17 protein-coding genes and 1 pseudogene are annotated in these 19,374 nt (G+C 73.2%); 9 read left to right on the forward strand and 9 right to left on the reverse strand.

Going from position 1 to position 19,374, the window contains the following annotated elements; translation table 11 throughout:
• Positions 1–16 precede the first annotated feature (16 nt).
• Positions 17–355 (reverse strand): hypothetical protein, encoded by a 339-nt coding sequence (locus LUW75_RS15520; protein ID WP_250336142.1) that lies wholly within the window; start codon positions 353–355, stop codon positions 17–19.
• Between the two features lie 164 nt (positions 356–519).
• On the opposite strand from LUW75_RS15520, the gene LUW75_RS15525 reads away from it, so the two are divergent.
• The 5 genes and pseudogenes from LUW75_RS15525 to LUW75_RS15545 all read left to right on the forward strand — a co-directional run bounded on the left by LUW75_RS15525 (position 520) and on the right by LUW75_RS15545 (position 4,780).
• Positions 520–771, forward strand: a complete 252-nt coding sequence (locus LUW75_RS15525; protein ID WP_250337691.1) for a GntR family transcriptional regulator — start codon at positions 520–522, stop codon at positions 769–771.
• 1 nt (position 772) lies between these two features.
• The gene (locus LUW75_RS15530) at positions 773–946 is read left to right on the forward strand and encodes a hypothetical protein (RefSeq protein WP_250336143.1); all 174 of its coding nucleotides are present in this window, start codon (positions 773–775) and stop codon (positions 944–946) included.
• A 373-nt stretch (positions 947–1,319) separates the two neighbouring features.
• Positions 1,320–1,418: pseudogene (locus tag LUW75_RS15535) on the forward strand (IS5/IS1182 family transposase); the annotation flags it as partial.
• 352 nt (positions 1,419–1,770) lie between these two features.
• On the forward strand, positions 1,771–3,156 hold the full coding sequence (locus LUW75_RS15540; protein ID WP_250336144.1) for a family 2B encapsulin nanocompartment shell protein: 1,386 nt from the start codon (positions 1,771–1,773) through the stop codon (positions 3,154–3,156).
• Between the two features lie 421 nt (positions 3,157–3,577).
• Entirely contained in the window at positions 3,578–4,780 is a 1,203-nt protein-coding gene (locus tag LUW75_RS15545; protein WP_250336145.1) for a cysteine desulfurase, read from the forward strand.
• An 830-nt stretch (positions 4,781–5,610) separates the two neighbouring features.
• Here LUW75_RS15545 and LUW75_RS15550 read toward each other — a convergent pair.
• Both LUW75_RS15550 and LUW75_RS24985 read right to left on the reverse strand, forming a co-directional pair.
• Positions 5,611–6,072 (reverse strand): acyl-CoA dehydrogenase, encoded by a 462-nt coding sequence (locus LUW75_RS15550; protein ID WP_250336146.1) that lies wholly within the window; start codon positions 6,070–6,072, stop codon positions 5,611–5,613.
• Entirely contained in the window at positions 5,994–6,215 is a 222-nt protein-coding gene (locus LUW75_RS24985; RefSeq protein WP_462933798.1) for a hypothetical protein, read from the reverse strand. Before LUW75_RS24985 ends, LUW75_RS15550 begins: the two co-directional genes overlap by 79 nt.
• Positions 6,216–6,298: 83 nt before the next feature.
• Between LUW75_RS24985 and LUW75_RS15555 the strand changes: the two genes are divergently transcribed.
• Complete coding sequence (locus tag LUW75_RS15555; protein WP_250336147.1) at positions 6,299–6,661, forward strand: type II toxin-antitoxin system RelE family toxin; 363 nt, start codon at positions 6,299–6,301, stop codon at positions 6,659–6,661.
• Positions 6,662–6,843: 182 nt separating this feature from the next.
• On the opposite strand, the gene LUW75_RS15560 is transcribed toward LUW75_RS15555, so the two are convergent.
• Positions 6,844–7,854, reverse strand: a complete 1,011-nt coding sequence (locus LUW75_RS15560) for a glycosyltransferase family 2 protein (protein ID WP_250336148.1) — start codon at positions 7,852–7,854, stop codon at positions 6,844–6,846.
• A 205-nt stretch (positions 7,855–8,059) separates the two neighbouring features.
• On the opposite strand from LUW75_RS15560, the gene LUW75_RS15565 reads away from it, so the two are divergent.
• Positions 8,060–9,556, forward strand: a complete 1,497-nt coding sequence (locus LUW75_RS15565) for an LCP family protein (protein ID WP_250336149.1) — start codon at positions 8,060–8,062, stop codon at positions 9,554–9,556.
• 17 nt (positions 9,557–9,573) lie between these two features.
• Here the strand turns inward: LUW75_RS15565 and LUW75_RS15570 are convergent, their stop codons facing one another.
• Positions 9,574–10,107 carry an acyl-CoA thioesterase gene (locus tag LUW75_RS15570; protein WP_250336150.1) on the reverse strand — a complete coding sequence of 178 codons (534 nt, stop codon included), beginning with the start codon at positions 10,105–10,107 and terminating at the stop codon, positions 9,574–9,576.
• A gap of 118 nt (positions 10,108–10,225) precedes the next feature.
• Here LUW75_RS15570 and LUW75_RS15575 point away from each other — a divergent pair, with 118 nt between their 5' ends.
• The gene (locus LUW75_RS15575; protein WP_250336151.1) at positions 10,226–11,500 is read left to right on the forward strand and encodes an LCP family protein; all 1,275 of its coding nucleotides are present in this window, start codon (positions 10,226–10,228) and stop codon (positions 11,498–11,500) included.
• 66 nt (positions 11,501–11,566) lie between these two features.
• On the opposite strand, the gene LUW75_RS15580 is transcribed toward LUW75_RS15575, so the two are convergent.
• From LUW75_RS15580 to LUW75_RS15595, 4 genes are all read right to left on the reverse strand, one after another.
• The gene (locus LUW75_RS15580) at positions 11,567–13,060 is read right to left on the reverse strand and encodes an LCP family protein (RefSeq protein ID WP_250336152.1); all 1,494 of its coding nucleotides are present in this window, start codon (positions 13,058–13,060) and stop codon (positions 11,567–11,569) included.
• 362 nt (positions 13,061–13,422) lie between these two features.
• Positions 13,423–15,231, reverse strand: a complete 1,809-nt coding sequence (locus LUW75_RS15585; protein WP_250336153.1) for an LCP family protein — start codon at positions 15,229–15,231, stop codon at positions 13,423–13,425.
• Between the two features lie 251 nt (positions 15,232–15,482).
• Positions 15,483–16,514, reverse strand: a complete 1,032-nt coding sequence (locus LUW75_RS15590) for an LCP family protein (protein ID WP_462933742.1) — start codon at positions 16,512–16,514, stop codon at positions 15,483–15,485.
• Between the two features lie 362 nt (positions 16,515–16,876).
• On the reverse strand, positions 16,877–17,650 hold the full coding sequence (locus LUW75_RS15595) for a TIGR03089 family protein (RefSeq protein WP_250336154.1): 774 nt from the start codon (positions 17,648–17,650) through the stop codon (positions 16,877–16,879).
• A gap of 127 nt (positions 17,651–17,777) precedes the next feature.
• Between LUW75_RS15595 and LUW75_RS15600 the strand changes: the two genes are divergently transcribed.
• Positions 17,778–19,352, forward strand: coding sequence for a peptidoglycan recognition protein family protein (locus LUW75_RS15600; RefSeq protein WP_250336155.1), 1,575 nt, complete (start codon positions 17,778–17,780; stop codon positions 19,350–19,352).
• Positions 19,353–19,374 lie beyond the last annotated feature (22 nt).

Here is a 19,374-nt window from a genome sequence, read left to right on the forward strand (position 1 = left end):
GGCCGCCGCGTCCCCCTCACCGGGCCGCTCCCGCCGCGTGGAGGTTGCGCACGTCGAGGTCGACGCCGAAGTCGGCGGCGAGCACGAGGGCGGCGCGCCGCCACGCCTGCCGCTGCCGCCCCTCGTACGCGACCAGGTACGGGCGTACCAGTGCGGTCGCCTCGCCGTCGATGGGCCCGGCCGACCGGTACGGCGACCGGGGCGCGGGCAGCGGGGACGCACCCGGCGCGCGTCGGGCCCGGCGCGGCGCGGGCGGGGGTGCGGGCGCGACGGGCGGCGCCCCGGCCCGCCGCCTGCCGGTGCCGGGCGCGAACACGCCCAGGACCAGGCGTACGAACGCGTGGATAATGCTCATGTCGTCAGCTCCTGTGAGGCTGGTGGCCACGCCCCCGGACGGCTCCATCCGTCGCGGGGGTCTTCACGTGCGGCGAGAATAGCGAATCTGTAGATACCTGTCTATGGCTAGCTATTGGTATGAGCTTCTATGTTCGAGTGTCCACTGGTGCATACAGTCCGCTCGTGATGGAGTTCGATCCGACCCAGCCCAAGTGGGTGCAGATCGCCGACGAGATCCGGAAGCGGATCGAGACAGGCGACCTGCCGCCGCGCACCCTGATCTCCGAAGTGCGGCTGGAGGAGGAGTTCGGGGTCGCCAGGACGACGGTGCGGAAGGCGACCGCAGCGCTCCGCGAGGAGGGGCTGATCACTACGACGCCTGGCATGGGCTCGTTCGTGGCGTCCATTCCCGAAGACGGTAGGCGCACCGTCTGACGTGCTCCGGCGAGGTTCGGTCGCGCGCCGGGGCCCGCGCACAGATGCAGGAACTCGCCGCTCGCTGCAACTGCGGGCCCTGGCCGCCTACCGCGACCGCCAGGACTGCGGCGAAGACGTCGGCTTCCCGCACGACGAGGCGTACCGGCGCGTCTTCGGCGGGGGCGACGCGTGACGTCCGAGGTCGTCTGAGAGCCCGAAGCTTTCGCCCGGGCGGAACGGCTTGCCAAGGACGACCCCGCCGGGGTCCGTCAGGTGTGCACCGCCGTCGACCGCCTCGCCGACAACCCCCGGCCTGACGGCGCCCCCGCAGCCGGTGACGTGCTGCGCGCCCACGTTGGCCGGTGTTGGGTCATGGTCAGTGACCGGCACATCCGGGACAACGTCATCCACCTCGGCCGCGTGAAGACCCGGCGGCCCGGTGGGAAGCGGACGCCCCCGGCGCCCGCCCCGGCGCCGGGGGCCTTGCGGACCGCGGGGCGGCGGCTGGCGATGCCTTCCGTGCCAGGGAGTGCGGGCTGGTGAGGAAGCCGTACCCCACGACTGACAGCCCCTGCTGCGAACGCCACTCCCGCAGCTACCTGGCCGTTCTCGGCCTCGCCGCAGCCCTGTGCTGCTACAAGCGGCTCGTCCTCCTCACCCCATAGGACGCCGTCTCAGTCCCGTGTGCTGCTGCCTACGAGGCGGCCCGCATCACCGGTCTTGTCGTGTTCCTCGTATTGAATGTTTTTCATACTTATCAGGCCGATTGCTTCCGGCCGATTGTGCAGTCAAAAAATTGCTGTCTGAGGTGACGCTTTTCGTTTTTGAGCACTGCCATATCGGCAGGTCTTTGGGTACGGGTGAGCTTCAAGGACCGGTGGGCCGCGGGGAGGCATGGGCCGGTGCCCCGTTCGAAGAATTCAGGACTTTCGCTCACACGTTCCTGGTTGTGTGCGGGTGATCACACCGGTGATTGTGGCGGTGCACGGATCGCCACAGTCCGCCCGGGAGGTCACGATGAACGACTACCAGCAGAGCCTCAGCCCCGATGCCGCACGGCAGTTGGCCAATACCACCAAAACCCGGCCGCAGATGCGGGCGATCACCCCCCGTTATCTGCTGCGTGCGCTGCCGTGGGTGGACGTCGAGTCCGGTGTCTACCGTGTCAACCGCCGCCGTACCTTCCTCCTGGGTGACGACCGCATCAGCAGCTACAACGACAACGGCGCCCATCGCGTCATCGCCGAGGACCTGCGCGAGCTGCCCTACCTACGGGAAGCCGATTCGGCCCTGCTCACCGAACTGGCCGGTTCGTTCACCACCGTCACCTTCGAGGCGGGGCAGGTCCTGGCCACGGAGGACGAGCCCTGCGGGCAGCTGTGGGTGCTGGTGCACGGCAAGGCAGAGAAGCGGGTCACGGGCCGCTACGGCGACGAAGCCGTCCTTGAGGTCATCGGTGACGGCCAGTTCTTCGACCTCGCATCCTGGACCAGCGGCGCGCCCATGCCCCACTACGTCAAGGCGCTGACCCACGGTGTGGCACTGTGCCTGAACCGCGACGAGCTGACCCGACTGGCTGACGGCGACGAGCAGCTGCGAGTAGCGCTGGAGGCCTACACCGCGGACGGCGCACCCGAGCCCGGCTCCGAGGTGCCGGTGGAACTGGCCTCGGGCCACGTGGGTGAGCCCGACCTGCCGGGAACGTACGTCGAGTACGAGGACACTCCGCGCGAGTACCACATGAGCCTGGCCCAGACCGTGCTGCGCGTGCACAGCCGCGTCGCCGACCTCTACAACGAGCCCATGGACCAGACCCGGTCCCAAGCCGACCTGACCATCCAGGCCCTGCGCGAGCGCCAGGAAGCGATGATGCTCAACCACCCGGAGTACGGCTTGTTCCACAATGTCGCTCCCGGGCAGCGCGTGCAGACGCGTACCGGCGCACCCACCCCGGACGACTTGGACGAGCTGCTGACCAGGGTGTGGAAGCACCCGGCGTACTTCCTCGCCCACCCCCGGGCGATTGCCGCCTTCGCGCGGGAATGTACCCGCCGGGGAGTGCCCCCGCTGATGGACACCCGCTTCGGCAGCCCGTTGCTGACCTGGCGAGGTGTGCCGATGCTGCCCTCGGACAAGGTGCGTTTCTCGGGCCGGGCCGGCACAGGCACCACCGAAATCCTGCTGATGCGGGTGGGAGAGGCTGAGCAGGGCGTGGTGGGCCTGCGCCCGTCGAAGGTGACCGACGAGGTGGAACCGGGCCTGTCCATGCGGAACATGGGCATGGACCAGAAGGGCATCAGCTCGTACCTGATGACGGCCTACTTCAACGCCGCGGTCCTGGTGGAGGACGCCACCGCCGTACTGCAGAACGTTGAGGTGTCCAAGTACCATGACTACTCCTGAGTCCAGGGGCCGCAAAGCCCCCGGAACCCTCCGAGCGCCCACGGTTCCCGCGGCCTCGGCCAAGCATCCGGTTCGGCCCCGCCCCACGGAACAGGCCGCCACCCCCGGGCTAACGACAGTCGATCCCACGGCTGCGACAGCGCCCGCCGTACTTGCGCAGCAGGCAGTTTCAGCGGCCCCGGCCGCCCGGCCCGGCCCGGCCATGCCGGAAGACCACCGCCTGCCGACTGCTCCCGCACGGCAGATCACCGTGCCCGATCACACGGCACACACCGTCCAGGCTCCCCCCGTACAGACAGCTCCGCCCCCACCCGGCGCACATGCCGCCCCGGCCGCTACGGCAGTTCAGGCGCCTTCGTCCCACGCCTGGGCAGAACAAACGTACGCAGCCCCTAGCCAGCACGGCGTCTTCTCCCCGGACATGGCGCGCCGAGACATCCCCGTCCTGCAGCGTACGGTCAACGGCCGCCCCCTTGTCTGGCTGGACAACGGCGCCACCACACAAAAACCGCGCCAGGTCATCGAGGCTCTGAGCGCCTACTACGCCAGCGCCAACTCCAACATTCACCGCGGTGCGCACACCATGGCCCGGGAAGCCACCGACATCTACGAGGAGGGCCGCGCCGCGGTCGCCGGCCTGCTCGGCGCGCCTACACCGGACAGCGTCGTCTTCGTCCGCGGCACCACCGAAGCGATCAACCTCGTCGCACAGAGCTGGGGTCGCGACAACCTCGGCCCCGGCGATGAGATTCTCGTCTCGACGATGGAGCACCACTCCAACATCGTTCCCTGGCAGCACATCGCCAAGGAACGGCAAGCCCGGGTGGTGCCCATTCCGCTCCTGCCGGACGGGCAGATCGACCAGAACGCCTACGCCGACCTTCTCTCTTTCCGCACCCAGCTCGTCGCGCTGAGCCACGCCTCGAACGTCCTGGGCACCGTGCCCCCCGTTCGGGAGATGACGGCACTGGCCCACCGCTACGGGGCCAAAGTCCTGGTGGACGGTGCCCAGGCCATCGCCCACTTCCCGGTGGACGTCCAAGACCTCGACGCCGACTTCTACACCTTCTCCGGGCACAAGGTGTTCGCCCCCACCGGGATCGGGGCGCTGTACGCCAAGCCGGAAATCCTGCAGGGCATGCGACCATGGCAGGGCGGCGGCAACATGATCGAATCGGTGGACTTCGGGCGGACCACCTACGCGCCCGTCCCGCACCGTTTCGAAGCCGGCACCGGCCACATCGCCGGAGTCGTCGGACTGCTGGCAGCCCTGAACTGGCTGACCTCCTTCGACCGGGAAGCCGTGGCCACATACGAGGCAAATCTGATCACTTACGCACAGCAGGCTCTCACCACCCTCCCGGGCATGGAGATCCTCGGCTCGGCGCCCGGCAGGGTCGCCGTCCTGACCTTCACACTCACCGGGCACGAGCCGGCGGAGATCGCCGACTGGCTCGACCGGGAGGGAATCGCCATCCGGGCAGGCCACCACTGCGCCCAGCCAGCGCTGCGCCACTACGGCCTGGAAGACGCGGCACGGGCCTCGCTCGCCCTGTACAACACCTCACAGGAGGTGGACCAGTTGGTCCACTCGCTGCGGCAATTGCAGCAGTCCACCGCCTGAACCACTGTGGCGCAGTGCCAGCGCCACAGTAACCACTGCGGCCACCCGACTGAGTGATCACCGGGTGGCCGCCCCCTCTGCCCCATCACCACCGCTGACAAGTCCCACTGGCAATGCCTCGGCGGCTCGAAACGCCGCGGACGGTGACCGTCCTGCGCGCTCTGGCTCGTCGCCGGTCGCATGAGTGCGGCTGCCAAGCCGGCCGTGGATGAGAAAAGGGAGCCCCGCCATCCGGTGACAGGACAGCATTCCAAGCTGCCGCTGTCGGTTCACCACCGCGGGCCGCCCGAAAAATGGCCTGGCTCGTGAGCTGTCGAGTTGGAGCCCGATGCACGGCAGCAACCCGGCGTCGTTGTCGCGGAGGACGAGCTGGTCGATGGCGTCGATGAGACCGGCTCGTGGCCGGTCGGCCTACCCGAAGCCGTCCCAAGCCCTGACAAGGCAACAACGCCGTGCCGGGCCGACCCGCCCCTTCGCCTTGAAGGTGGACCGCGGCCGAGTTCCCGCCCGAGCCGGGGATGCGGACCTGTACGCATCCCCATGGTGGCTGTGCCCGCGGGTCTGTCGAACGAACGGTGTATCTGCGGGCGGCCTGACGACTGATCCCCGATGGACCGGCTGCGCACCAGGATCGCCGACGAACTTGGCGTCGACGCCGACCCGGGAGCCTTCGGACTCTGGGTGGTGATCGGCCTTGAGGAGGTCGACGCCACCATGAAGCAGACGGCCCGTGACTGGGGGAAGGCCCGAGTCCGGAGTGGCTTCGGGTTGGAAGGCTGTCAGCATCGGGAGGGAGGACAGGTGTTCTTCGGGGATGGAGAAGCCCTCCGTCATCGTGGGCAGGAGGGGAGGGCGAGGCGGGCGGTCAGAGCGTGGTGTGTGCGGGGCAGTGAGCGGACGTGCTCGCGGCTCAGGACGCGCTCGGCCAGGAGCAGGCCGCTGCGGGAGTGCACCTGGTTCAGCAGGAACAGGACATGCAGGTCGTCTAGGACTGCCCGGGTGCCGGGGTCGGTGACTCGGGCGAGGGCTGCGGCGAAGGCATCGGCAGCCTGGCCGACGGTGTGGGCCTCGGCGAGGTTCAGGGCGGCGGCAGAGGCGTTGTTCCAGCGCCCGAGTGCGTCACCTGCTTCACCCCCTCGCAGGTCACGCCGTGCGGTGTCGTGCCAGTGATGCTCGGTGGCGGTGATGCAGAGGCGAAGGAAGTCGGGGTCTGTCAGGCTTTCTCGGCCGGTCGCCTGCCGGGGTGCGGGGCGAGCGGGTGACCGAAGACCATCTCGGCGGCGGCCTTGCACCAGATCGCGATGTTGTCTCCTTCCGCGGTGATCGCCCCGTCCGCGTTGGCGGGGTACTCAGCCAGTCCGTTGACCGGGACCAGGGCGCGGGCGCCGCAGCGTTCCCGGCTCTCGATCGTGATCTCCCGTGCTTGCCAGGTGATCCAGCCTTTGGCGAGGGCCCAGCACCGACATCAGCCCGCGGCGCGCGGATGGGTACCTCCCTTCCTACGTCGCGGACACGTTCATGAAGCGCACGTTCCTGCACGCCGGGAACACCGCGCTGCTCGTCTGGTGGCCGCGCTGCGCACTGGGGCCCGAAGCCAGTCCCTGGCAGAGGGGTGCTCCTAGGCGAGAACGACGCTTGACGTGCGAGGTCATCTGGGAGCCCGAGGCCCTCGCCCAGGCGGAACGGCTCGCCAAGGACGACCCCGCCACGGTCCGTCAGGTGTGCACCGCCGTCGACCGCCTCGCCGACGACCCCCGGCCTGACGGCGCCTTCGGAGCCGGCGACGTGCTGCGCGTCCACGTCCGTCCGTACCGGGTCGTGTACGAGGACAGCGACCGGCACATCCGCGTCAACGTCATCCACCTCGGCCGCGTGCGGTGACAGCCGAGGCAGCCTGAAGCCGGGTGGCCTCGCGGTTCCGCGAAAGTCACCGGTGCTTGTCCGGCGTTCGCCCTGTCGCCCGGGGCGACGGCTCGGCCGCGTGAGGACCTGGCGGCCCGGTGGGAAGCGGAGGCCCCCGGCGCCGGGGCGGGCGCCGGGGGCCTTGCGTACCGGAGCGGGGGTCAGGCCGCCGTGCGGACCGCGGGGCGGCGGCTGGCGATGACCTTCCTCGCGAGGCTGCGCGGGCTGGTGAGGAAGCCGTACCCCCACGACATGTGCATCGTCGCCAGCGCCACCGGGACCTGCAGCCGGGCCTTGGGCGAGAGTCCCCGGCCCGCCGGGACGGAGCCCAGGACGATCGCCGCGAGGTAGCCGCCCGGGACGGCGAAGCCCAGCGGGGTGAGGGTCGCGCCCACGACGAGGCCGGCCGCGATGGCGCAGACGGCCGCCGGCGGGGCCAGGTAGCGCAGGTTGATGGAGCCCCGGTGGTAGCGGGCCACCACGTGGCGCCAGCGGCCGTAGTCCTTGTACTGCTTCGCCAGCGCCCGCACCGACGGCCGCGGCCGGTAGCGCACCTTCAGCTCCGGCGAGAACCAGATCAGCCCGCCCGCCTCGCGGATGCGGAAGTTCAGCTCCCAGTCCTGGGCGCGGACGAACTCCTCGTTGTAGCCGCCCTGCCGCTCCAGCGCCTCGCGCCGGAACACGCCCAGGTAGACCGTCTCCGCCGGGCCGGCCTCGCCGCCCGTGTGGAACGCGGCGTTGCCCACGCCGATGCGGGAGGTCATCGCGGCGGCGACGGCCTCCTCCCAGGCGTTCTCGCCCTCGGCGTGCATGATGCCGCCGACGTTCTGCGCGCCGGTCTCCTCCAGCAGCCGCACCGCCGTCGCGATGTAGTTCGGCGACAGCATGCCGTGCCCGTCGACGCGTACCACGACCGGGTGGCGCGACGCCCTGATCGCCGCGTTCAGCGCGGCGGGCGTACGGCCCGTCGGGTTGGGCACGGTGTGCACGCGCGGGTCCTCGCGGACCAGCTCGGCGGCGATCTCGTCGGTCCGGTCGGTGGACGGGCCGAGCGCGATCACCACCTCCATCTCGCCGTCGTACTCCTGGTCGAGGATGTGGCGGACCGCGTCGCGCAGGTACCGCTCCTCGTTGAGGACCGGCATGATCACGGAGACCGGGGGCAGGGGCATGGTTCCTCGGAGGTGCGAAGGACGTCCCGGGGCGGCGACGGCCCCGGGGCGCGGGGGTCGGCCCGGGCGGGCGGACAGCGGTGACGCCCGCCACGTTACCGCGAACGGGGGACGCCGGTGTGCGCCGCCCGGGGTGGTGCGGCCGGCCGCCGATCGTACGGGCCTACCGTGGCGGTTCCCCCACCCGCCCGCGGAGGTGTCCTTCGTGCCCGTGCCGCCCCGCCCCGCCCGCCCGGTCCCCGGCCCGCCGGTCCGCGGTGCGGGACGCCCGGCGGCGCCCCGGGCGGCACGGCCGCCGCGCCGGTGGTGGGTCCGGTGGGGGGCGGGGCTGGCGACGACCCTGTCGGTCCTGGTCCTCGTGGTCGGCGGCGTCGGCCACGCCGTCGTCACCACCCTCGACACGGGGATCGGCCGGGTCGAGGCGTTCGCGGACACGAAGAACCGCCCGGCGGCCGGCCGCGGCACCAACGTCCTGCTCGTCGGCACGGACGGCCGCGACCGGGTCACCCCCGCGGAGAAGGCCCGGTACCGGCTCGGCGGCGCCCCCTGCAACTGCACGGACACGGTCATGCTGGCCCACGTCTCGGAGGACCGCCGGCGCGTCAGCGTGGTCTCCCTGCCCCGCGACTCCTACGTCGAGCTGCCCGGACACGCGGACCCGGCCACCGGGGAGCGCCGCGGCGCCCGCCCGGTCAAGCTGAACGCCGTCCACGCCGAGGGCGGGCCGGGCCTGCTGGTCCGGACCGTCGAGCGGATGACCGGGGTGAAGGTCGACCACTACCTGGAGGTCGACTTCACCGGCTTCATGAGCGCCGTCGACGCCCTCGGAGGGGTCCGGATCTGCACCGCCCGCCCCATGAGGGACCCGTACACCGGCCTCGACCTGCCCGCCGGGACCCACGTCCTCGACGGCGGCGGGGCCCTGCGGTACGTGCGGTCCCGCCACGTCGACGCCACCTCCGACCTGGGGCGGATGCGGCGGCAGCAGCGGTTCGTCGCCGCGCTGATCGACCGGGCGACGGGCAGCGGCGTACTGCTCGACCCGCGGCGGTTCCGCGGCGTCCTGGAGGCGGCGGCCGGATCGGTCCGCGCGGACCGGGGGTTCGGCGCGGAGGAGGTGCTGGAGCTGGCCGGGGGGATGCGCGGCCTCACGGCGGCGTCGTCCGAATTCGCGTCCGTACCCGTCGAGGCGGAGGGCCCGCGCGTCGACGGGGTGGGGGCGACGGTGCGGTGGGACGCGGCGCGGGCGCGGAAGCTGTTCGCGTCGATCCGCGAGGACCGGCCCCTGCGCGCCCGCCCCGCCGGGCCGGCGACGCGCCGCGGGGCCGTCGCCGTACCGCCGGGGGACGTCCGCGTCCAGGTGTACAACGGCACCGGGATCCCGGGGCTGGCCGCCCGGATGGACGCCGGCCTGCGGGCGGCGGGCTTCGACACGACCCGCACCCCGTACGACGCCGGGCGGCGGGACGTCGCCCGGACCGTCGTCGCGTACGACCCGGTCTGGGACCGCTCGGCGGAGACCCTCGCGGCGGCGCTGCCCGGCGCCCGGCTGCTGGCCGTACCCGGCCAGGGGCCGTTGATGCGGGTCACGGCCGGGGCGGACCGCACGGCCGTGCGGCCGGTGCGCACCGGGGCCCCGACCCCCGCGCGGGGGTCCGCCGGGGACGAGGCGCTCACCGGCGACCAGGTCGTCTGCCCCTGAGCCGCCGGGGCGGCGGCTCAGTCCTCCCTGCCCTCCGCCGCCCGGCGCTCGCGCAGCTCCAGGATGGCGCGGCGGCGGGCCAGACGGTGGGTGCGGCGGATCTGGGCCTCCTGGTAGCGGCGCTTGTCGCGCTCGGTCTCCGGGATCACCGGCGGCACGGGGCGCGGCCTGCCGTCCGCGTCGACGGCGGCGAACACCAGGTACGCCGAGCCGACCCGCGTGGCCGGCGTGGACTCGTTCCACCGTTCGGCGAGCACCCGCACGCCGATCTCCATGGAGGACCTGCCGGTCCAGTTGACCTGCGCCCTGACGTGGACGAGGTCGCCGACGCGGACGGGCTCCAGGAAGACCATCTCGTCCATGGACGCGGTCACCGCGGGCCCGCCGGAGTGCCGTCCCGCGACCGCGCCCGCGGCGTCGTCCACCAGCTTCATGATCACTCCGCCGTGCACCGTACCGAGCAGGTTGGTGTCGTTGCCCGTCATGATGTGGCTGAGCGTGGTGCGGGAGGCCGAGGTCGGCTTGCCCCCGGGGGCGGCCTGGTCTGTCATGCCCCCCACCATATGCCCCGGGCCGGAGGGGGCCGCATTGCATCAGCTTGGCTACAGCGGCGCCCCTGTTTCCCCCTGCCCTGTAAGGGGCGCGGGCCCGCACGGCACACTGTTGCGCATGAATGACTGGCCTGAAGGATGGTCCGGCGGCCGTGACGCGCGTCACGGCCGCGGCGGCGCCGACGCCCGGCCCGAGGGCGCCCGCGTGATGCCCCGCACGCGGCCCGGCTCCGTCCCGCCGCAGCAGCGGCAGGGGTACGACGACGCGGCCGGCGGCGCCGCACCGTACGACAGCGGCTACAACACGGGCCAGGTCTACGGCGTCCCCCGCGGCGGCCACGGCGGGGGACCGGGCGGCGGCGGCCGCGGGACCGGCACGCCGTCCCCGTCGTACGGCCCCGGTGCGCGCCCCGCGCCGGACTGGAGGCGCCGACTCAAGGTCGGCTCGATCGCGGTCGCGACCGTCCTGGTGGCCACGACGATCGGCACGTACTTCTGGGCCGACGGCAGGATGCGCCGCGAGGTGGACCTCTCGAAGGTCGTCGAGCGCCCGCAGGAGGGCGACTGCACGACGTACCTCATCGTCGGCTCCGACAGCCGCGAGGGCATGACCGGCGAGGACATGAAGCGCCTGCACACCGGTTTCGCCAAGGGCAAGCGCACCGACTCGATGATGATCCTCGCCGCCTGCGGCAGCGGGAACACGATGATCTCCCTGCCGCGCGACTCGGACGTGGAGATCCCCACGTTCGTCGGCTCCGAGTCCGGCAGGACGTTCAAGGGCACCGGCCGCCGCGTGAAGCTGAACGCGGCGTACGCCGAGGACGGCCCCGAACTGCTCGTCCGCACCGTCGAGCACAACACCGGACTGCGCATCGACCACTACGCGGAGATCGGCTTCGCCGGCTTCGCCAACATCGTCGACGCGCTCGGCGGGGTCGAGCTGACCATCGAGAAGGGCTTCAAGGACAAGAAGTCCGGCGCCGACTTCAAGGCGGGCAAGCAGACCCTCGACGGCGAGCAGGCGCTCGCCTTCGTCCGGACCCGCTACGCCTTCGCCGAGTCGGACCTGGCGCGGACGAAGAACCAGCAGAAGTTCCTCTCGGCGCTCGCCGGCCAGGCGGCGACGCCGGGCACGGTCCTCAACCCCTTCAGGCTGTACCCGACGCTCGGCGCCGGCCTCGACACGCTCATCGTCGACCAGGACATGTCGCTGTTCGACCTCTCCGAGATGTTCTTCGCGATGAAGAGCGTCAACGGCGGGGACGGGAAATCCATGAACATGCCCGTCTCCGGCAGCCGCGGCGGCAACCTCGTCTGGGACAAGGCGAAGGTGGGGGAGCTGGTGCGGCAGATCCAGAACGACGAGAAGGTCACCGTCACCGGCGACTGACGGCCGCGGGGCGGGGACGGCCACCGGATCCGGTGGCCGCCCCCGCCCCGCACGGCGTACCGCCCGCTACCACCGGTAGGGCTTGTACACGTCCATGCAGGCGCCGGCGTCGGCGCCGTTGGAGTTCTCCGCGTCCGGCGGCAGGTCGCCGGCCTCGGGCCGCTTGCGCTCCGGGAACGCGTCGCCCTCGCGCCAGTCCCCGCCGACCGTCAGCCTCAGCCCGTCCACGTCGCCGGCGGCCCGTACCGCGTCGGCGGGCAGGCCGACCGCCTTCGCCACAGACAGCGCGTCCGCCCTGCCCTGCGCGCCCGACGACTCGGGGTAGGCGAGGACCGTCTCCGCCGCGGGCGTCATGTCCCGGGACACCACGGCCCCGGTGAAACCCTTGCCGCGCAGCACCTCGGCGATCCCGCCGGCGCGGCCCCGCACCACGTACCGCCCGTCCGCGCCGGTGCCGTTGGCGACGGTGACGGTGAGCGAGGACGGCGCGGCGGCGGCCGGCCCGGCCTCCTTCGGCGCGGCGGACGGCTTCGCCGCCGGGGCGGGCCCGCCGTTGCCGTCGAAGGGGACGTCCTCGCGGAGCATCCGCCACATCTGCTGCGCGGGCTTCTCGACGGGCACCAGGTGGGCGCGGTTGCGGGGGTCCTCGACCGTCGGCAGCGTCGTCATGGTGATGCGGTTGGTGGGGACGTCCTTCAACTCCATGGCCAGGTCGAAGAGCTTCCTCACCGAGCCCAGGCCCTCGGACACCTCCAGCGCCTTGGTCCCGGCCTCGGCGAGGTCCATGACGCGCCCGGTGTCGGTGAACGCGTTCTGCTCCTTGAGCTGGCGCAGCATCGCGTTCATGTACATGTGCTGGGCCTTGGCGCGCCCCTGGTCGTTGAAGAACGCGTGCCGGGTGCGCAGCCACTGGAGCGCCTGTTCGCCCTTGACGTACGTCTCGCCGGCCCTCAGCTTCAGCCCGGAGCCGCCCGGGACCTGCGGGGTCGGCCGGTCCCAGACGTTCTGCCTGACGCACACCGGTACGCCGCCGACCGCGTCGGCCATCCGCACCACGCCGGCGAAGTCGACCATCATCCAGTGGTCGATGTAGACACCGGTGAGCTTCTCCCACGTGGTCAGGGTGCAGCCGGGCCCGCCGCGCTGCAGGGACTCGGTGATGATCCGCTCGGTCGGCGGGTACTCCTCGCCCGTCGCGGCGTCCCTGCAGGCGGGTATGGGGACACGGGTGTCGCGCGGGACGCTCACTACGGCGGCGCTCCTGCGGTCGGCGGAGACGTGCAGCAGCATCTGCACGTCACCGCGCGGCTTGTCGCCCACGGTGTCCTTGGCGCCGCCGAGCGCGAGGTTCTCCTTGGAGTTGCGGCCGTCCGCACCGATCAGCAGGATGTTGAGCGGGGTGTTGCCGGACGCGTCGGGCGCGCCCTTCTCCACGCCGCTGTCACCGCCGCTGCGGTGACCGCTGCGGATGTTGCCGTTGAGGTGCTCGATGTAGAGGTACCCGGCGCCCGCGGTGGCCAGTATGAGCAGCGACAGCACCGAGGCGGCCCAGCGGAACACCCGCCGCCTGCCGCCCGCGGCGCGCTGCCGCGCCCTGTGGCCGGCCGCGCGGCGGCCGCCCCCCGCGCCCCGCGCGCCGGGCTCGGGCCGGCCGTCCGGCCCGCCGCCCTCCTCCCCGTCCGGCCCGTCGTCCGCGCGCCGGGCACCCCCGCGCCCGGCGCCGGGCGTCGCGCCCGCCCCCGTACCGCCGTCCGCCGCGGTGCCGGCGCCGGTCCGGCCGTCCGCCGGGCCCCGCCCGCCCGGTCCGGCGCTCCGGCCCGGGTCACGGGCGCTCCGGGCGTGCGGGACGCCGTCTCGCGTCCCCTCCCCACGCACGCTGCTGTGTCCCACCCACGTCTCCCCTGTCGTCCCTCACGTCCGCGTCACTTCGCGCACACCTGCTTGTCCGCCGCCACCGCGCCCTCCGGCGCCTTCGCCGGGCCGGTGAGGGGGACCCCCGCACCCCTGAAGTCCCGGCCGAGGGTGAGGGTCATCGGCTCGCGCTCCCCGGCGTCCGCCGTCCCCTGCTTCAGCGCCGACGCGGGCAGCCCCATCAGGTCGGCGAGCGCGCGGGCCTGGTCCGCCTGGTTCGGCGCGTACTCCAGGGTCGTCCTCGCGATCTCCGCCGGGGCGTTGGCCCTGTTCGTCGACTTCAGGACGCCCGCGGAGTTCTGCAGCCAGTTGATCGTCGCCTGGGCGCCGCCGCCCACGCCGCTGCCGTTGTACACGTCGACCCGCACGTCGGCGGGCTTGGCGCGGGGGCCCTTGAGGAGCGCGGCCTGCGCCTCCTTCCGGGCGTTCTGGGCGTCCTTCTCCTTCTTCTCCACCTCGGTGAGCGAGATGTCGTTCTTGATGATCGAGAAGAGCGGCTCGGCCTTCGCCTCGTCGAGGACGACCGTCGCCTTGACCTGCTCGGCGGGGTTGTCGAGTACCGGGATCGTGGCGAAGGTGATGTTCTTGGGGTCGACCTTGGCGATCTCCATGCCCAGGTCCTTGAGCTTGTTGACGTCGCCTATGCCGCGGTCGACGGTGAGCGCGTCGGTCGCCGCGTCGGCGAGGGCCAGCAGCTTCGAGGGGCTGGTCAGCGTGTCGCTCGACTTCATCTTGCGGAACATCGAGCCCATGAACTGCTGCTGCGTCCGGATGCGGCTCAGGTCGCTCTTGTTGCCGAACGCCTGCCGGGTGCGGACGAACGCCAGCGCCTGCTCGCCCTCGATGACGCTCGTGCCGGCGGGCAGGTCGAGGCCGGACTTCTTGTCCTTCACGGCCTGCTCGACGCACACCTCGACCCCGCCGACGGCCGACGACAGCGTCTTCACGGCGTTGAAGTCGACCATCATGAAGTGGTCGATGGGGACGCCGGTCATCTCGTGGACGGTGGCCATGGTGCAGCCCGGGTCCCGGTCCATCTGGCCGAGGCTGGTGTTGAACCGCACGCCGCTCTGGGCGGGGATCTTCTTCTCCGAGCCGTCCTGGAACCTCGTCGTGCACTCGGGGATGTCGGTGATCAGGTCGCGCGGGATGGACAGCGCCGTGGCGTTCGTGCGGTCCTTGGAGACGTGCAGGAGGATCGTGGTGTCGGCGTGGCCGGGGCTGTCCCTGTCGCCGTAGCCGGAGTTGCCGTCGCCGGTGCGCTTGTCGGTGCCGATGACCAGGATGTTGATGGCCTGGTCCCTCTTGAAGCCGCTGCCGCCGCCGGCGCCCGCGACGTCGATGGTGCTGAGGTTCCCGTTGAACCGCTCGTACAGGTAGTAGGCGCCGGCGCCGGTGGTGAGGAGGACGAACGCGGTCACCCCGCCCGTCCACACGAGCGCCTTCTTCGTACGGGTCTTCCTGCCCTTGCCCTTGCCCCGGCGCCGGCCGGCCGCCGGGGCCGCGGCGCGGCGCCCGCCGCCCTGCGCGGGCGGCTCGGCGGCCCGGCGCCTGCGCTGCCCGGGGACCTCCGCCGCGCGGCGCCGGGACCCCGTCGGCGCCTCCTCGGCCGTGGCGGCCGGCGCGGCGGCGGACGAGGACGGCCCGTGGGCGGCGCGGCGCTTGCGGGGCGGCGGGGCGGTGGCGCGGGACGGCGCGGAGGACGGGGACCGCTCCGCGGAGTCGTCCAGTCGCAGTTCGTAGTTACCGGTCTGCGGGTTGAGCACCCACTGGTCGGCGGGGTCGATGCCCTCCGCCCCTCCACGGCTGTGCGCGTCCACGGTCGCCTGAATCCTCCGTCGGTGCCACGCGAGGCGCCCTCCCCCAGCGGGGCGCTCGGTCCTTCGATCCACGGGCGCGGCTCCTGCTCGAAAAGCCCGCACCGGATCGCGTCACACTATCCGCCCAGTTCAGCGCGGAGCGACGTCCGTGACAAATTCCACGTCCCTTACAAGCGGGCAATCCGCTCAATCGTCATACTCCGCCTCCCCGTCGCGGCTCCCCCCGGGGTCTTCCCGCGGGTCCCACGGGCTCAGGGGCAGGCGTTCGCGGCCGCGTCGGTCCCGGTGAACGTGGGGACCGGGGCGGGCGTGCGGGAGCCGCCCGGCGGGGCCTTCGGGGGGGTGCTCGTCCCGGCCGTCCCCCCGGTGGACGGCGCCGTGGGGACCGCCCCGCCGCCGTCCCGTCCGGCGGCCGGGGCGACCGCGACCGGCGCGTCCGCGCGCAGCCGCCGGAACAGCCGCCCCGCGTCCGGCTGCACCAGTTCGTCCCGGTTCGGGTCGGCGTGGTGGGGCCGCCGGGGAACCGTCAGGAAGCGCACCTTCTCGGTGGGGACGTCGCGCAGCCGCCGGGCCAGGTCGTACAGGCCCCTCAGCGAGCCGAGCCCCGGGTCGGTGGTGACCGACCGGGTGGCCGCGTCCAGGACCGGGTACAGCCGGGCCGGGTTGAGCAGCACGCCGTTGCTCTGCACCTTCGTCACCAGCGCGCCGAGGAACTCCTGCTGCCGGTTCATGCGCTCGGTGTCGCTGCCGCCGCCGAGCGACTTGCGGGCCCGTACGTAGCCGAGGGCCTGCTCGCCGTCGAGCGTCCGCGGCCCGGCCGGCAGCTCCAGCCTGGCGTCCGGGTCGTCGATGGGCTCGCGGACGCACACCCGTACGCCGCCGACGGCGTCCACCATGTCCTTGAAGCCCCGGAAGTCGACCACCATGTGGTGGTCGACGCGGATGCCGGTCAGCCTCTCGACCGTGCGGACCGTGCACGCCGTCCCGCCCACCTGGAAGGCCAGGTTGAACTGGGCGAACCGCGGCGCCGACCGGCCGCCCGCCCTCGTGCGGCAGCCCGGTACCCCGACCATCAGGTCGCGCGGGATCGACACGGCGGTCACGCCGTGGCCGCGCGCCGACAGGTGCAGCAGGATCGTCGTGTCGGACCGCTGGGTGCCCCGGTCCCGCCCGTACTCGGCGTTCTCCCCGGCCCGGGTGTCGGAGCCGACGAGCAGGACGTTCCGGCCGCCGCGCGGGACGGGGGCGGGGCGCTCCCGCTCGTAGCGCTCCAGTTCGGCCACCGCCGCCGCGTCGGTGGTGATGTTGCCGTCGAGCTTCCGGTACAGCCACCAGCCGGTGCCGGCCGCCGCGAGGACGACGACGGACGAGCCGAGCGCCGCCCAGCGCGACCAGACCGGCCGGCGCCCGGCCGGGGCGCCCGGGCCGGGGGAGTGCCGGCGGTGTCCGTCACGTCGTCGGTCCGTCCTTCGAAGGCGTCGGCCGCCCCGCGCGGGGGTCCGCGTCCGGTGAGGCGTACCGCCGATGATGTACCGGGAAGGCTCCCGGTACCCGGCGGACCCGGCACGCGGTCCGCCGGACGGGTGGCCGGCGGCGTACCGGGCGGCCCCGGCCCGCGTGCCCGCGCCGGGCGGCCCCGGGCGCGTCAGACGGCGTCGGCCCGGTGGGTGGCGCGCTCGCTCCCGACCCGCGCGGCCAGGTCCTCGGGCGCCAGCCGGTCCAGGTGAGGGCACAGGACGACGGAGCCGCCCGCCGCCAGCGGCGCGTACAGGCCCGCGGCCACGCCGTCCCAGTCGTCCCAGGCCAGTCCGGACAGCAGCCGCGACCCGGGGCCGAGACCGCGCCGGGCCGCGTCCGCGCGCGCCCGGTCGACCAGCGCGGCGCCGGTCAGTTCCGTGCGGCCGCCCGCGCGGTCGCGCACGGCGAGGGCGGGGGCGCCGGGCTCGACGGGGGCGTACGGGGCGAACCGGTCGCCCTGGCCCGGCACCTCGACCGCGTAGTCGTCGTAGCCGGCGGGCGGCGCGGGGAAGCGGCGTCCCAGCGGGGCCAGCGACAGGGCGAGGCGGCCGCCGGCGCAGGCCAGGCCCTCGTCGAGCCGGTCGGGGCCGGCCACCACGTGGTCCGCGTCCGCGGGGTCCCCGTCCAGGTCGGCGACCACGCCCGCGGACGCGCAGGCGAGCAGCCAGACGGCGGTCTGCCAGTGCGCGGGCAGCAGCAGCGCGATCCGTTCGCCGGGCTCGGCGCAGAGCCCGTCCTGCAGCAGGTTCGCCGTCTTGGCCACCCAGTTGGCGAAGGTGGCCACCGAAAGTTCGACGCGCTCACCGGTGGCGTCGTCGTAGTACGTGACCAAGGGGCGGGCCGGGTCCGCGGCGAGCGCGGATCGCAGCAGGTCGGCGGGGGTGCGGTCGCTGGCGTTCACGCGGGAAAGGGTACGCGGGCGCGGCGGGGGCGGCGGGCCGAGCGGGTGATCCCGTACTCCGGACGGGCCGATGGGGCGTCAGGAAATCCGGGAAGCGCAACTCCGGTGAAATGTCCACTATCTGGCTATGCGTTCCATTCGAGTTCCCTTGATCGGCGTAGCGGTCGCGGTCGCCACCGCCTCCGGCTCCGCCCTCGCGCTGCCCCTTCCCCTGTCCGCGCCGGCCGTCGCCGCACCCGCGGCGGACGGTGCGCCGGATCCCGGCTCCACCCGCTCCCTGCCCCTCGCGCCGCTCCCCGGACACGAGCGCAGCGCGGACCCCGGCACCCGCGCCGCCCAGGGCCTGCCGCGCCGGGACGTCGAACCGTTCTCCCTGCTCGGCGTGGTCTGGGACGAGCCCGACGCCGAACTGCACGGCACCGTCCAGGTGCGCACGCGGTCCACCGCGACCGGCGCCTGGTCGTCCTGGCAGGACCTGGAGACCCACCAGGGCGACCACGCCGCCGACCCCGGTACGGCCGAGGCCCGTTCCCGGGCGGTGCGCGGCGGGACCGCCCCGCTGTGGGTGGGCGAGTCGGACGGCGTCGAGGTGCGCGTACGGCCCGGGGCGCCCGACGGGCGCGGCGCGGCGCCCGCCCTGCCGCGCGGCCTGCGGGTCGACCTGGTCCACCCGGGCGGCGATCCGGCCGGCGGGGCGGCACCCGCCGCCCCGGGCGCCGCGCCGCAGGACGACCCGGACGTGGAGGAGCCCGCGGAGGAGGACGGGGAGACCGGCACCGGCGAGGACACCGGCACCGGCGAGGACACCGGCACCGGCGAGGACACGGGCACCGGCGAGGACACGGGTGCGGGCGAGGACACCGGGACCGGCGAGCCCGCCGACGAGGACACCGGAACCGCCGACCCGGCCGAGGACGAGAGCCCCTTCGAACCCGACGACCCCGGTGAGGACGCCTCCGACGTGCTCACCGCCGAGGAGTCCGCCGCCTCGGCCGTCAACGCCGACCTCGCCCCCCTGGGCGCCACCGAGATCCCCGAGCTCTCCAAGGCCGAGACCGAGGAGAGCCTCCCGGACACCACCGCCGCGAAGCCGTACATCGGCCCGCGCCCGCGCATCGTCACCCGCAAGGGATGGGGCGCCGACGAGAAGCTGCGCGAACCGAACTTCCTGTACACCAAGTCCGTCCAGGTGGCCTTCGTCCACCACAGCGCCACCGGCAACAACTACACCTGCGCCCAGGCGCCCTCCGTCCTGCGCGGCATCTACCGCTACCACGTGCAGAGCATGGGGTGGCGGGACCTCGGCTACAACTTCGCCGTCGACAAGTGCGGGACCGTCTACGAGGGCCGCGCCGGCGGCGTGGCCAAGCCCGTCCAGGGCGCCCACACCCTCGGCTTCAACACCAACACCACCGGTGTCGCGGTGCTCGGCTCGTTCTCCTCCGCCACCCCGCCCGCCAAGGCCGTCACCGCCGTGGCGAAGCTGACGGCGTGGAAACTGGGCCTCCACGCGAAGGACCCGCGCGCCAGGAGCACCCTGACCTCGGGCGGCGGAAACCGGTACAAGAAGGGCACGAAGGTCCCGTTCGTCAACGTCTCCGGGCACCGCGACGGCTACGCCACCGCCTGCCCCGGGGCCAAGCTGTACGGCAAGCTCGGAACGGTCCGCTCCGCCGCGGCCAAGTACCAGGGCAGGCCCTGACCGGGGCGCCGCGCCCGGCCGT

It is taken from the genome of Streptomyces sp. MRC013 (genome assembly GCF_023614235.1).
GTDB lineage: Bacteria > Actinomycetota > Actinomycetes > Streptomycetales > Streptomycetaceae > Streptomyces.